The sequence below is a fragment of the Geodermatophilus sp. SYSU D00525 genome, from assembly GCF_054050475.1.
Map to the genome: position 1 here is coordinate 1 of NZ_JBJGZK010000049.1, position 13,318 is coordinate 13,318.

The following is a 13,318-nucleotide window of genomic DNA, read 5'->3' on the forward strand; positions in this document are numbered from 1 at the left end:
AACCAAAGGAACCCACAACCCGACCGGACACACCGGCCAGGCCACGGGGGTTTGTTACTTGGCACTGACTTTCGGCACGCTGTTGAGTTCTCAAGGAGCGGACGCACACCAACTCGACCCTCTCGGGTTCTGCTGGAGGCTTCTTGTCCAACTCTGCGCCCGTCCGGAGTGTTCCCTCGAGGGGATCCTCCGCTCCGACCCTCCCGGGCCGTGCGGCGCGCAGAGAGAAAGTTACGTGCCTGTCGGGAGCGTGTCAAACCCACTCCGCGTGACGCCAGACACCGTTCCGGAACCGGCGTGTCACATGGCGTTCACGCGGCAGGACGTCCTCAGGAGACGCGCTGCACCCCGGCGACGGACCGCTTGCCCCGGCGCAGCACCAGCCACCCTCCGGGCAGCCACGCCTCCTCGGCCGGGACGGCGTCGGCGTCGGTCACCCGCTCGTTGTTGAGGTACGCGCCGCCCTCCTTCACCGTCCGGCGGGCCTCGGACAGGCTCGAGACGAGCCCCGTCTGCTGGAGCAGGTGGGCCACGGTCGGGGTCTCGCCGTCCACGGTGACGCTGCCGGCCTCCCGCAGGGCGGCGCCGAGGGTCTCGGCGCCGAGGCCGGTCAGGTCGTCCCGGCCGAACAGCGCGCGCCCGGCTGCCTCTGCCTGGCGGAGTTCCTCGGGCCCGTGGACCAGCGCGGTCAGCTCCTCGGCCAGGGCCCGTTGCGCCGCACGCGACGCCGGCCGCTCCCGGCTCTCGGCCAGCACCGCCTCGACCTCCTCGGCCGGGCGCTCGGAGAACTGCGGCAGCCAGGTGAGCGCGTCGGCGTCGTCGGCGTTGAGCCAGAACTGGAAGAACGCGTAGGGCGAGGTGAGTGCGGGATCGAGCCACACGGTGCCGCCCTCGCTCTTGCCGAACTTCTGCCCGTCGGACTTGGTGACCAGCACGGTGGACAGGGCGTGCACCGAGGCGCCCTCCACCCGGCGGACCAGGTCGATCCCGGCGGTGAGGTTGCCCCACTGGTCCGAGCCGCCGGTCTGCAGCGTGACGCCGTGGCGGCGGAACAGCTGCAGGAAGTCGTGCGCCTGGAGGATCTGGTAGCTGAACTCGGTGTAGCTGATGCCGGCCTCGGAGTTCAGCCGCGCGGACACCGCCTCCTTGGCCAGCATCCGGCCGACGCGGAAGTGCTTGCCGAGGTCGCGGAGGAAGTCGATGGCCGACAGCGGCTCGGTCCAGGTCAGGTTGTCGACGTAGACCGGCGCGGGCAGGCCCTCGTGCTCGGCGGGCCGGTCGAGGAAGGGCGCCAGCTGGCGGCGGATGCTGTCCACCCAGCCGGCCACGGTGGAGCGGTCGTTGAGCTGCCGCTCGGCGGTCGGGCGCGGGTCGCCGATCAGCCCGGTGGCGCCGCCGACGAGGACCACCGGGTGGTGGCCGGCGCGCTGCAGCGCCCGCAGCACCATCACCTGCACCAGGTGCCCGACGTGCAGGCTCGGGGCGGTCGGGTCGAAGCCGCAGTAGTAGGTGACCGGCCCCTCGGCGAGGTGGGCGCGCAACGCGTCCTCGTCGGTGGTCTGGGCGATGAGCCCGCGGCGCTGTAGTTCGTCGAGGACGGAGGAGGTCACGAGGTACCAGTCTGCCCGGCGGCGCGGCGCCGGCGCTGCCCGCCTGGGCGGAAGGCGCTCACCGACGGCGCACCCGTCTCCCAGAACCGCCACGGCAGCTCGGTGGCCCGGCTGATCCCCACCCGTGGCCCGGCCGAGACGGCGTCCGGCCGCTTCCCCGCGTGCAGCCGCACCGGCGAGGCGGGGTCGAGGACGTCGGCGCCGCCGTCCCCCGGGCCGATCGCCAGCGCCGCGGTCAGCCGGGCCGGGCCGCGGGCCAGGTCGCGGGGCACGCGCGCGGAGGGACGGCGCAGGGCCGCGACCTCCTCCCCCACCACCACCTCGCCGGCGCGCAGCAGCACCGCGGAGCCGCGGCCGGCGGGACCGACGACGACGTTCGCGCACCAGTGCACGCCGTAGCTGAAGTACACGTACAGCCGCCCGGGCGGGCCGAACATGATCGCCGCGCGCGGGGTCGGGCCGCGGTGCGCGTGCGACGCCGGGTCCTCCCCCTCCCCCGAGTACGCCTCGACCTCGGTGAGCCGGACGGCGACGGTCCCCTCGGGCCGGTCGGTGACCACCCAGCACCCCAGCAGCGCCGGGGCGACGTCGTCGACCGGCCCGAGCAGCTCCTCCGCCGTCAGCAGGCGGCCCGGCGAGCTCAGAGCGCGGCCGCCACGGGCGAGTCGGCCGACCAGCGGCCGTGCGCGGCGACGACGTCCTTGAGCGCGGCGAGCTGGGCGGCGACCCGGTCGGGCGCCGTCCCGCCGCGGGTGTCGCGGGCGGCCAGCGCGCCCCGCACCGACAGCACCTCCCGGACGGCGGGGGTGAGCCGCTCGTCGATGCCGGCGAGCCGGTCGTCGTCGAGCTGGTCGAGCTCGAGGCCCGCGGCCTCGCAGACGGCGACCATCTCGCCGGAGATCTCGTGCGCCGAGCGGAACGGGACGCCGTGCTTGACCAGCCACTCGGCGACGTCGGTGGCCAGCGCGAAGCCCTGCGGCGCGGCGGCCTCGAGGACCTCCGGGCGCAGGGTGAGCGTCGCGACCATGCCGGTGACCGCGGGCAGGAGGAGCAGCAGCTGCTCGAGGGAGTCGAAGACCGGCTCCTTGTCCTCCTGCAGGTCGCGGTCGTAGGCCAGCGGCAGGCCCTTGAGCATGGTGAGCAGGCCGGTGAGGTTGCCGACGAACCGGCCGGACTTGCCGCGGGCGAGCTCGGCGATGTCGGGGTTCTTCTTCTGCGGCATGATCGACGACCCGGTCGCCCAGGCGTCGTCGAGGCGGGCCCAGCCGAACTCGGTCGAGGTCCAGAGCACGACCTCCTCCCCCAGCCGGGACAGGTGGACGCCGACCATCGCGGCGGCGAAGCAGAACTCGGCGGCGAAGTCGCGGTCGCTGACCGCGTCGATCGAGTTCTCCGCCGCCCGGTCGAAGCCGAGCTCGGCGGCGACGGCGTCGGGGTCCAGCGGCAGCGAGGAGCCGGCCAGCGCGCCGGAGCCGAGCGGGCTGACGGCGGCGCGGCGGTCCCAGTCGAGCAGCCGGTCGACGTCGCGGGCGAAGGCGTGCGCGTGCGCGAGCAGCTGGTGGCTGACCAGCACCGGCTGGGCGTGCTGCAGGTGGGTCATGCCGGGCGCGGGGACCTCCAGGTACCGCTCGGCCAGCCCCATCAGGGCGTACTCCAGCGAGGCCAGCTCGCCGACCAGCGCGCGCACGTTGTGCCGCAGGTACAGCCGCAGGTCGGTGGCGACCTGGTCGTTGCGGGACCGGCCGGCCCGCAGCTTGCCGCCGAGGGTGCCGAGCTTGGCGATCAGGCCGCGCTCCAGCGCCTCGTGCACGTCCTCGTCGGCCTCGACCGGCGCGAAGGTGCCGGCGGCGACCTCGGCGGAGAGCTCGGTGAGCGCGCCGACCATCTGCGCGAGCTCGTCGTCGGTGAGCAGGCCGGCGCGGTGCAGCACCCGGGCGTGGGCGCGGGAGCCGGCGAGGTCGTAGGGGGCCAGCCGCCAGTCGACGTCGGTGGACTTCGACAGCGCCGCCATGGCCGGCGACGGCCCGCCGCCGAAGCGGCCGCCCCAGAGCCGGGTCTGCGAGGCGGGGGCGGTCGGGTCGGTCACGGGGTTGATCCTCCAGCGGGGTCGTCGGTCTCGTCGGTCAGGTGCGGCGGCTCGCCGGGCGCGCGTCCCGCGAGCGACTGCAGGCGCCGGGCGAGGGCCGGGCCGCCGTCGGGCTCGCGCGAGACGACGAGCAGCGTGTCGTCCCCGGCGATGGTGCCCAGGACGTCGGGCAGGCCCACCTTGTCCAGCGCCGAGGCGAGGAACTGCGCGGCGCCGGGCGGGGTGCGCAGCACGGCGAGGTTGGCGCTGCCCTCGGCACTGGTGAGCAGGTCGCCGAGCAGCCGGGTGAGGCGGGCGGGGGCGGCCTGCGCGGGGCGCAGCGGGGCGTTCTCCGGCGGCAGCACGTAGGACGCCGGGGCGCCGTCGGAGCCGCGCAGCTTGACCGCGCCGAGCTCCTCCAGGTCGCGCGAGAGCGTGGCCTGGGTGACCTCGATGCCCGACTCGGCCAGCAGCGCCGCGAGCTGGGTCTGCGAGGTCACCGGCCGCGCGGTGATGACCTCGGCGATGCGGGCCTGCCGCGCCGACCGCGTCAGCGCCCCGGTCACCCGGATCGCTCCAGCAGCCAGGTGAGCAGGGCCTTCTGCGCGTGCAGCCGGTTCTCGGCCTCGTCCCAGACGACGCTCTGCGGGCCGTCGATGACGTCGGCGGCGATCTCCTTGCCGCGGTAGGCGGGCAGGCAGTGCAGGACGAGGGCGTCGTCGGCGGCGCGGGCCAGCGCGGCGTCGTCGACGGCGTAGGGCAGGAACGGCGCGACGCGCGTGTCGTACTCGTCCTCCTGGCCCATCGAGACCCAGGTGTCGGTGGCGAGGACGTCGGCGCCGTCGGCGGCGGCCGCGGCGTCGGCGGTCCACTGCACCGAGCCGCCGGTCTCGGCGGCGATCTCCTCGGCCCGCTTCAGCACCTCCGGCGCCGGCCGGTACTCCTCGGGCGAGCCGATCCGCACGTGCATGCCGGCGGTGGCGCCGCCGAGCAGGTACGAGTGCGCCATGTTGTTGGCGCCGTCGCCGAGGTAGGTCAGCGACCGGCCGGCGAGGGAGCCCTTGTGCTCGGCCACCGTCTGCAGGTCGGCCAGGATCTGGCACGGGTGGAAGTCGTCGGTGAGCGCGTTGACCACCGGCACCCGGCTGGTGGCGGCCATGGTCTCCAGCCGGTCCTGGCCGAAGGTGCGCCACACGATCGCGGTGACCTGCCGGTCGAGCACGCGGGTGGTGTCCTCGACCGGCTCGCCGCGGCCGAGCTGGCTGGACCCGGCGTCGATCACCAGCGGGTACCCGCCGAGCTCGGCGACGCCGACCGAGAACGACACCCGGGTGCGGGTGGAGGGCTTGTCGAACAGCACGGCGACCGCGCGGGGCACGCCGTTCGCCGCGCGCAGCGGGGTGGGCGCGGCGTCGGTGTGCCGGGTGCGCTTGAGCTCGGCGGCGAGGGCGAGGACCTCCGCCTGCTCGTCGGGGGTGAGGTCGTCGTCGCGGGTCAGGTGCCGGGTCACTGGCCGTTCTCCTGCAGGGCGGTGTCGAGGGCCGCCGGGAGGGCGGCGACGAAGGCGTCGACCTGGGCGTCGGTGAGGACCAGGGAGGGCGCCAGGCGGAGCACGTCGGGGGCGACGGCGTTGGTGAGGAAGCCGGCGGCGCGCAGCCGCGCCTCCAGCGCGGCGGCGACCGGGGCGGTGAGGACGACGCCGAGCAGCGCGCCCCTCCCCCGTACCCCGCCGACGCCGGTGTGACCGAGGCCCTCGATGCCCGCGGTGAACCGGTGCTCGAGCTCCTTGGCCCGCTCGAGCAGGCCCTCGTCGCGCATCGTGTCGAGGACGGCGAGCGCGGCGGCGGCGGCGATCGGGTTGCCGCCGAAGGTGGAGCCGTGGGAGCCCGCGGTCAGCAGCTCCGCGGCGTCTCCGAACGCGAGCGTGGCGCCGATCGGCAGGCCGCCGCCGAGCGCCTTGGCCAGCGTGACCACGTCCGGCTGCAGGCCGTCGGCCTGGTGGGCGAACCAGTGGCCGGTGCGGCCGGTGCCGGTCTGCACCTCGTCGACGGCGAACAGCGCGCCGGCGTCCGCGGCGGTGCGGGCGGCGGCGGCGAGGTAGCCCGGCGGCGCGGGCAGCACGCCGCCCTCGCCGAGCACCGGCTCGAGCAGCACCATCGCGGTCTGCCCGCCGACCGCGCCGGCCAGCGCGCCGGCGTCGCCGTAGGGCACGTACCGGACCCCGCCGGGCAGCGGGGCGAACGCGGCGGCCTTGGACGGCTGCCCGGTGAGCGCGAGCGCGCCCATCGTCCGGCCGTGGAAGGCGCCCTCGGCGGTGACCACCTCGGGCCGCCCGGTGAGCCGGCTGATCTTGAACGCGGCCTCGTTGGCCTCGGCGCCGGAGTTGCAGAAGAACACCCGCCCGGGCCGGCCGGCCAGCTCCAGCAGCCGCTCGGCGAGCGTGACACCGGGCTCGTGCATCGCCAGGTTGGAGACGTGCCCGAGGGTCTGCGCCTGCCGCGTGATCGCCTCGGTCACCTTCGGGTGGGCGTGGCCGAGGATCGTCGTCGCGATGCCGCCGAGCAGGTCGGTGTACTCGCGGCCGTCGACGTCCCAGACGGTGGCGCCCTCGCCGCGCGCGAGCGCGACCGGCGGCGTCTTGTAGTTGCCCATCATCACGGCCGACCAGCGGGTGGCCAGCTCCTCCGTGTGGGTCATGCCGGCTCCTCTCCGCTGAGCGTGTGGGCGGGGACGACCATCGTCCCGGTGCCCTCGGTGGTGAACATCTCCAGCAGCAGGGCGTGCGGGGTGCGGCCGTCGACGACGGTCGCCCGCTTCACCCCGCCCTCGACCGCCCGCAGGCAGGCGGCCATCTTCGGGATCATCCCGGCGTCCAGCGTCGGCAGGATCTCGGCGAGCTCGGCGGCGTCGATCTGCTGGACCAGCGAGTCGCGGTCGGGCCAGTCGGCGTAGAGGCCCTCGACGTCGGTGAGGACGACGAGCTTCACCGCCCCGAGCGCCACGGCGAGCGCGGCGGCGGCGGTGTCGGCGTTGACGTTGTGCACCAGGCCGTCGCGGTCGGGCGCGACCGTGGCGACCACCGGGATCTTCCCGGACTGCAGCAGCGCGGTGACCGGCGTCGGGTCGACCGCGACGACGTCCCCGACCCGGCCGACGTCGACCGGCCGCCCGTCGACGAGCGCCTGGGTGCGCTCGGCGGTGAACAGGCCGCCGTCCTCGCCGGACAGGCCCACCGCGAGCGGGCCGTGCTGGTTGACCAGCCCGACCACCTCCGGGGTGACCTGGCCGGTGAGCACCATGCGGACCACCTCGACGGTCTCGTCGGTGGTCACCCGCAGGCCGCCGCGGAACTCGCTCTCGATGCCGAGCCGGCCGAGCATCTCGGTGATCTGCGGCCCGCCCCCGTGGACGACGACGGGCAGGATCCCGCAGGTCCGGAGGAACACCATGTCCTCGGCGAAGGCGCGGCGGCACTCCTCGTCGACCATCGCGTGGCCGCCGTACTTGATCACCACGACGTTGCCGTGGAACTCGCGCAGCCACGGCAGCGCGCCGGTGAGGACGGCGACCTTGCGGGCGTCGCCCTCCGGGTCGTAGGTGCGCATGACCCGGGTGGTGCCGATCCGCCGGCGCGGCGGAGGCGCCTCGTCGACCCGGACGTCGGGCGGGGTGGGGTCCTCGTGGGTGTTCTCGTGGGTGCTCACGTCGAGTAGGCCGAGTTCTCGTGCACGTAGGCGAGGGACAGGTCGTTGGTCCAGATCGTCGCCTGCTCGGTGCCGGCGCCCAGGTCGACGTCGATGGTGATCGCCCGGCCGGTGAGGTCGACGCCCTCGCGCGGGTCGCCGATCGCGCCGCCCCGGCACACGGTGACGCCGTTGATGGTCACGTCGACGCGGTCGGGCTCGAAGGCGGCGTCGGTGGTGCCGATCGCGGCCAGCACCCGGCCCCAGTTCGGGTCGTTGCCGAACAGCGCCGTCTTGAGCAGGTTGTTGCGGGCGCAGGCCCGGCCGGCGGTGAGCGCGTCCTCGACGGTCGCCGCGTTGCGCACGGTGATCGCGATGTCCTTGGTCGAGCCCTCGGCGTCGGCGAGCAGCTGCATGGCGAGGTCGGTGGCCGCGGCGGTGAGCGCCTCGGCGACCTCCTCCGCGGCCGGGCCGACGCCGCTGGCGCCGTTGGCCATCGCGACGACGGTGTCGTTGGTGGACAGGCAGCCGTCGGAGTCGACCCGCTCGAAGCTGACGCCGGTCGCGGCCTCGAGCGCCTGCTGCAGCACGGCGGGCTCGACGGCGGCGTCCGTGGTGAGGACGACGAGCATCGTGGCCAGGCTCGGCGCGAGCATGCCCGCGCCCTTGGCCATGCCGCCGACCGACCAGCCGTCCCGCTCGACGACCGTCGTCTTGGGCACCGAGTCGGTGGTCATGATCGCCCGGGCGGCGTCGGGACCGCCGTCGGCCGACAGCGCCTTGGCCGCGTCGGTGACCCCGGGCAGCAGCCTGTCCATCGGCAGCCGGACGCCGATCAGCCCGGTGGAGGCGACTGCGACGTCGATCGCGCCCAGCCCCAGCTCGGCCGCGGCGTGCTCGGCGGTGGCGTGGGTGTCCTGGAAGCCCTCGGGGCCGGTGCAGGCGTTGGCGCCGCCGGAGTTGAGGACCACCGCCCGCAGCCGGCCGGTCGACAGCACCTGCCGGCTCCACTGCACCGGCGCGGCCGGGAAGCGGTTGGTGGTGAAGACGGCGGCGGCGCTGTCCTGCGGCCCGTCGTTGACGACCAGCGCGACGTCGGCCGCGCCGGTGCTCTTGAGCCCGGCCGCGACGCCGGCGGCCCGGAAGCCCTGCGGTGCGGTGACGCTCACGGGGCCACCCCCACCAGCGGCAGGCCCGCGGTCTCGGGCAGGCCGAGGGCGATGTTGGCGCTCTGGATCGCGCCGCCCGCGGTGCCCTTGGTGAGGTTGTCGACCGCGGCGACGACGACCAGCCGGCCGGCGTCCGGGTCGACGGCGACCTGCACCGCGACGGTGTTCGCGCCGAGCACCTGCGCCGTCGTCGGCCACTGGCCCTCGGGCAGCACGTGCACGAACGGCTCGTCGGCGTAGGCCTTCTGGTAGGCGGCCCGCGCGGCGTCGGCGTCGGTCCCGGGCCGCAGCGGCGCCGAGCAGGTGGCGAGGATGCCCCGGCTCATCGGCACCAGGGTCGGGGTGAAGCTGATCCGCACCGGTTCCCCGGCGGCCGCGCCCAGCGTCTGCGCCATCTCCGGGGTGTGCCGGTGCACGCCGCCGACGCCGTAGGCGCTGACCGAGCCCATCACCTCGCTGCCGAGCAGGTGCGGCTTGGTCGCCTTGCCCGCGCCGGAGGTGCCGGAGGCGGCGACCACGACGACGTCCGGCTCGACCAGCCCGGCGGCCAGCGCCGGGGCCATCGCGAGGGTGACCGAGGTCGGGTAGCAGCCGGGGACGGCGATCCGCCGCGCACCGGCCAGCCGCTCCCGCTGGCCGGGGAGCTCGGGCAGGCCGTAGGGCCACGTCCCCGGGTGCGGCGCGCCGGCGTCGCCGCCGTACCAGCGGGCCCAGGCGGCCGGGTCGGCCAGCCGGTGGTCGGCGCCGCAGTCGATGACCAGGGTGTCCGGGGACAGCTGCGCGGCGATCGCGGCCGACTCCCCGTGCGGGAGCGCGAGGACGACGACGTCGTAGCCGGCGAGGTCCCCGGGTGCGCTCGGCCGGACCTCGAGGTCGGCGAAGGGCAGCAGGTGCGGTTGCAGCTCACCGAGGCGTCGGCCGGCGCTGCTGTTCGCGTGCACCCCGGCCAGGCGGAGGTGCGGGTGCCCGGCCAGCAGCCGGCACACCTCTCCTCCCGCGTACCCGGTGGCGCCGGTGACCCCGACCGTCCACGTCTGCCCTGTGCTCACGATGCATGACCATACAGGCCCGTGCATGACCTTTCATGACCGGGGTCCCGAGGTGTCCTCGCGCCCGCCCGTGCTCTGCCCACAGGTGTGGGCAGAGCACGACCGTCCCGGAGAGGAGGTCGCCACTCCCGTCGGTCGCGCTCTGCACACCCACGAGACGGCGCGCACTCAGGAGATGGCGCGCTCAGGAGACGAGGTGGGCGGACCGCGCGGGTTCCACCCCCGCGTAGGGACTCAGCCCTCCCCAGCGGATCAGCTCGCGCTCCAGCCACGGCGGCCCGGCCAGCGCCATCCGGCCGGACTCCTGGGCCGCGGCGAGCCCGAGCCGGCCGGCGCACCACCGCACGAGCGAGCCGACGTCGGTCGTGACCACGCCGTCGTCGGGGAACCCGGGCGGCGCGACGCAGACCTCGTTGCCCGTCCGGTCGAGCAGCAGCCAGAGGTGGTGCGGCGCCCGGGAGCGCCGGACGTCGAACCGCACGACCACCCGGGGCCGCGGCAGGGACGCCGGGTCGATCAGCCGGGCGAGGGTCCAGAGTGCGAGGTAGGGGTCGTGGTCGCCCGGCGCCACCTCGCGCCACCTCGCCCCCCACCTCCCCAGCGCGGAGCAGACGTCGTCCAGTTCCCGCCCCATCCGGGTCAGGGTGTACTCCGTGGTCCGGCCCGACCGCCTCCGCTCGACCACGCCGTCCCGTTCCAGCGTGTGCAACCGCTGGGCCAGGACGCTGCGCGAGAGCCCGGGGGCGCCGTCGAGGATGTCGCCGAAGTGGACGCACCCCAGGGCCAGGTTCCGGATGATGATCGGCGTCCACCGCTGGGCGAAGACCTCGGCCCCGAGCGCCAGGGGGCAGTACTGACCGTAGCCACCCATGACGGACACCCTCCACCCGCGAGGGCCCCCGTGGGGTGACCGAGGACGCGGCACGTCCGTACGAGTCCGTTTTCCGGACTGACGGTGCCGGATCCGGAGGAGTGGACTCGACGGACCACGCCTCGGCCGAGGAGTCCCCATGCGCCGGTCCCTGCCCACCGCCGTCGCGGCGGCCGTCCTGACGGTGACGCTGACGTCGGTCTCCCCCGCTGCGGCGCACGGCGTGCCCGACGGGGCCAGCGTCCGCGCGTGGAACGCCGTCGCCGTCGACACGATCGTCGCCGCGGTCCCACCCGTCCCGGGTCCGGTGGGCCCCCTGTACCTGACCTACGTGCACCGTGCGGTGTACGACGCCGTCGGGGACGCCGTCCACGACGACGACGCCTCGGTCCCCGCCGCGGTCGCCGCCGCGGCCTCCACGGTGCTGGTCCACCACTTCCCGGCCCAGGCACAGGCCCTGCGGGACCGGTACACCGCCGCGCTGGCCGAGGTCCCGGACGGGGCCGCCGAGGCCCGCGGCATCGCCCTCGGGGAGGCCGCCGCCGCGGCGCTCCTCCGAGAGCGGGAGGACGACGGTCTCAACGGTCCGCCCCCGCCGCTGACGGCGTCGGGTCCGGGGGCGTGGGCGCCGGCCGACCCGAACGTGCCGGCGGTCGCGACCTGGCTCGCCCGGGTGCGGCCCTTCGTGCTCGACTCCCCCTCGGCGCTCCGGCCGGCTGGCCCGCCGGCGCTCACCAGCGACCTGTACGCCCGGGACTACGAGGAGGTCAGGGTCCTCGGCGGTGCGTCGTCGACGCAGCGCACCCCCGAGCAGACGGCCGTGGCCCTGTTCTGGGCCGATCCGCCGGCGGTGCAGAGCCAGCGGGCGCTGCGCGGCTACAGCGAGCAGGAGGGTCTGGACGCGCTGGCCACGGCTCGGCTGTTCGCCCTGGTGGACACCGCGAGCACCGACGCGCTCATCGCCTGCTTCGACGCCAAGGTGCGGTACGACTTCTGGCGGCCGATCGGGGCCGTCCCCGCCGGTGACACCGACGGCAACCCCCGCACCCCGGCCGAGCCGGGCTGGACCTCGCTGGTGCCGACGCCCAACTTCCCCGAGTACCCGAGCAACCACGCCTGCGCGACGACCGCACTGGTCACGGTCATCGACGGGCTGGACGGGCGGGGGCCGTTCTCACTGACGATGACCAGCGTCCGGGGCACGCCTCCCGCGGTCGCCGACACGCACACCTGGAGCTCCCCGGAGCAGGTGGTCTCCGAGGTGGTCGACGCGCGCGTGTGGGGCGGGCTGCACTTCCGGTTCTCCACCGTCGACGGGGCCGACATCGGCCGGGCGGTCGGGCGGGCGGTGCTGGAGTCCGACCGGTAGCCGGGCGCGCGTCAGCCCAGCGGGTCGCCGTCGCCGTACGGGAGCAGCCGCAGCCTCCGCGCGTCGCCGGCCGGCGCGGTGGCGCGGAGCGTGTCGAGGTCGTCGACGCCCGCGCGGAAGAACCGCCCCGACCACTGGTCCAGCTCCCCGGCGGCGATCGCCACCACCACGTCGACGACGTCCTCGGGCCGGGTCCAGTCGGTGCGGCCCTCGTGCATCGGCATGGCGCGGGTCATCCCGGTGTCGACGACGCCCGGCGCCAGGTCGAACGCGCGCACGCCGTGCGCGGCGCCGGCCAGGTCGATCGCTTCGGTGATGCGCATCTGCGCGGTCTTGCCCGCCGAGTAGGCGCTGTAGTGGGGGTTGGCGCGGGTGCTGATCCCGCTGGCGAGGTCGACCACCCGGCCGCCGCCGACGGCGACCATCCCGGGCAGGACGGCGCGGGCGACGAGGAACGGCCCGCGCACCTGGCTCTCCACGACCTCCCACCACTGGTCGGGGTCGGCCTCCCACAGCGGCACCTCGGCGGCGTCGATGAGGCCGGCGTTGTTCACCAGCAGGCCGACCGGCCCGAGCTCGCGGACCACCTCGGCGACGGCGGCGTCGACGGCGGTGCGGTCGGTGACGTCGGCGGGCAGCGCCAGGGTGCGCGCGCCGGTGGCGGCGGCGACCTCGGCCATCGCCGTCCGCAGCCGCTCGGGCCCGCGGGCGATCCCGGCGACGGCGGCGCCGCGCGCGGCCAGCCCCTCGGCCACGTGCCGGCCGATGCCCGCCGAGGCCCCGGTGACGAGCGCGACCAGGCCGGTGAGGTCCGCCATCAGTCGCCGCTGCGCAGGGTGATCCCCTGCAGCTCGACGACGGCGACGATGCCCTCGCGCACCCGGGCGACGTCCTCGGCGGTCAGCGTGCGGTCCGGCGCGCGCAGCACCAGCGAGTACGCCAGCGACCGCGACCCGGGCGGGACCGGCGGGCCGGAGTACACGTCGAACAGGCGCACCGCCTCGAACAGCTCCCCCGCTCCCCCGCGGACCAGCGACTCGACGTGCGCGGCGGTGATCTCGTCGGGCACGACGAAGGCCAGGTCCAGGAAGACCGGCGGGAACGTCGAGATGCGCGGCCCGACCGGGACCGCGGCCGGCGGGAGGGCGTCGACGTCGAGCTCCATCACCGAGGTGCGGGCCGGCAGGTCGAGGGCCGCGCAGACCCGCGGGTGCAGCTCGCCGGCGTACCCGACCACCCGCTCGTCGACGACGAGCTCGGCACAGCGGCCCGGGTGCCACGGCGCCTGCTCGCCGGGGCGGACGAACAGCTCGACGCCCGCGGCGGCGGCCACCAGCCGGGCGGCCTGGACGGCGTCGGCCCAGCCCGCGGCCCGGCCGGGACCCCACCAGCCGCGGGGGGGGGGGGGGGGGGGGGGGGGGGGGGGGGGGGGGGGGGGGGGGGGGGGGGGGGGGGGGGGGGGGGGGGGGGGGGGGGGGGGGGGGGGGGGGGGGGGGGGGGGG

13 protein-coding genes are annotated in these 13,318 nt (G+C 75.8%); 1 reads left to right on the forward strand and 12 read right to left on the reverse strand.

Going from position 1 to position 13,318, the window contains the following annotated elements; all coding sequences use genetic code 11:
* Positions 1–329: 329 nt before the first annotated feature.
* The 10 genes from tyrS to ACI796_RS23040 all read right to left on the reverse strand — a co-directional run bounded on the left by tyrS (position 330) and on the right by ACI796_RS23040 (position 10,447).
* A complete protein-coding gene (gene tyrS / locus ACI796_RS22995; RefSeq protein ID WP_456943538.1) occupies positions 330–1,610 on the reverse strand; it encodes a tyrosine--tRNA ligase in 1,281 nt (426 codons plus the stop codon).
* A complete protein-coding gene (locus ACI796_RS23000) occupies positions 1,607–2,287 on the reverse strand; it encodes a DNA-3-methyladenine glycosylase (protein WP_456943550.1) in 681 nt (226 codons plus the stop codon). The genes tyrS and ACI796_RS23000 overlap by 4 nt, the downstream gene beginning before the upstream one ends.
* Positions 2,251–3,696: an argininosuccinate lyase gene (gene argH, locus ACI796_RS23005; RefSeq protein ID WP_456943539.1), complete on the reverse strand. Its 1,446-nt coding sequence runs from the start codon at positions 3,694–3,696 to the stop codon at positions 2,251–2,253. Before argH ends, ACI796_RS23000 begins: the two co-directional genes overlap by 37 nt.
* Positions 3,693–4,241 carry an arginine repressor gene (locus ACI796_RS23010; RefSeq protein WP_456943540.1) on the reverse strand — a complete coding sequence of 183 codons (549 nt, stop codon included), beginning with the start codon at positions 4,239–4,241 and terminating at the stop codon, positions 3,693–3,695. The genes argH and ACI796_RS23010 overlap by 4 nt, the downstream gene beginning before the upstream one ends.
* Positions 4,238–5,185, reverse strand: a complete 948-nt coding sequence (gene argF, locus ACI796_RS23015; RefSeq protein WP_456943541.1) for an ornithine carbamoyltransferase — start codon at positions 5,183–5,185, stop codon at positions 4,238–4,240. The genes ACI796_RS23010 and argF overlap by 4 nt, the downstream gene beginning before the upstream one ends.
* Positions 5,182–6,372, reverse strand: a complete 1,191-nt coding sequence (locus ACI796_RS23020; protein WP_456943542.1) for an acetylornithine transaminase — start codon at positions 6,370–6,372, stop codon at positions 5,182–5,184. The genes argF and ACI796_RS23020 overlap by 4 nt, the downstream gene beginning before the upstream one ends.
* Positions 6,369–7,379 carry an acetylglutamate kinase gene (argB, locus tag ACI796_RS23025; protein ID WP_456943543.1) on the reverse strand — a complete coding sequence of 337 codons (1,011 nt, stop codon included), beginning with the start codon at positions 7,377–7,379 and terminating at the stop codon, positions 6,369–6,371. The genes ACI796_RS23020 and argB overlap by 4 nt, the downstream gene beginning before the upstream one ends.
* A complete protein-coding gene (gene argJ / locus ACI796_RS23030) occupies positions 7,376–8,527 on the reverse strand; it encodes a bifunctional glutamate N-acetyltransferase/amino-acid acetyltransferase ArgJ (protein ID WP_456943544.1) in 1,152 nt (383 codons plus the stop codon). Before argJ ends, argB begins: the two co-directional genes overlap by 4 nt.
* Positions 8,524–9,576, reverse strand: coding sequence for an N-acetyl-gamma-glutamyl-phosphate reductase (gene argC / locus ACI796_RS23035; RefSeq protein WP_456943545.1), 1,053 nt, complete (start codon positions 9,574–9,576; stop codon positions 8,524–8,526). Before argC ends, argJ begins: the two co-directional genes overlap by 4 nt.
* Before the next feature lie 184 nt (positions 9,577–9,760).
* Positions 9,761–10,447, reverse strand: coding sequence for a winged helix-turn-helix transcriptional regulator (locus ACI796_RS23040; RefSeq protein ID WP_456943546.1), 687 nt, complete (start codon positions 10,445–10,447; stop codon positions 9,761–9,763).
* 139 nt (positions 10,448–10,586) lie between these two features.
* Here ACI796_RS23040 and ACI796_RS23045 point away from each other — a divergent pair, with 139 nt between their 5' ends.
* On the forward strand, positions 10,587–11,816 hold the full coding sequence (locus ACI796_RS23045) for a vanadium-dependent haloperoxidase (protein ID WP_456943547.1): 1,230 nt from the start codon (positions 10,587–10,589) through the stop codon (positions 11,814–11,816).
* 11 nt (positions 11,817–11,827) lie between these two features.
* Here the strand turns inward: ACI796_RS23045 and ACI796_RS23050 are convergent, their stop codons facing one another.
* Positions 11,828–12,634, reverse strand: coding sequence for an SDR family NAD(P)-dependent oxidoreductase (locus ACI796_RS23050; protein WP_456943548.1), 807 nt, complete (start codon positions 12,632–12,634; stop codon positions 11,828–11,830).
* Positions 12,634–13,318, reverse strand: a 685-nt coding sequence (locus ACI796_RS23055; RefSeq protein WP_456943549.1) for a phenylalanine--tRNA ligase subunit beta-related protein, incomplete at its 5' end; no start/stop codon positions are given. The genes ACI796_RS23055 and ACI796_RS23050, both read right to left, overlap by 1 nt.

Excerpts from the sequence above, each read along its gene's own strand:
- ACI796_RS23020 (WP_456943542.1), bottom strand. The coding sequence starts at position 6,372 with ATGACCCACACGGAGGAGCTGGCCACCCGCTGGTCGGCCGTGATGATG.
- ACI796_RS23040 (WP_456943546.1), bottom strand. The coding sequence starts at position 10,447 with ATGGGTGGCTACGGTCAGTACTGCCCCCTGGCGCTCGGGGCCGAGGTC.
- ACI796_RS23045 (WP_456943547.1), top strand. The coding sequence starts at position 10,587 with ATGCGCCGGTCCCTGCCCACCGCCGTCGCGGCGGCCGTCCTGACGGTG.
- ACI796_RS23050 (WP_456943548.1), bottom strand. The coding sequence starts at position 12,634 with ATGGCGGACCTCACCGGCCTGGTCGCGCTCGTCACCGGGGCCTCGGCG.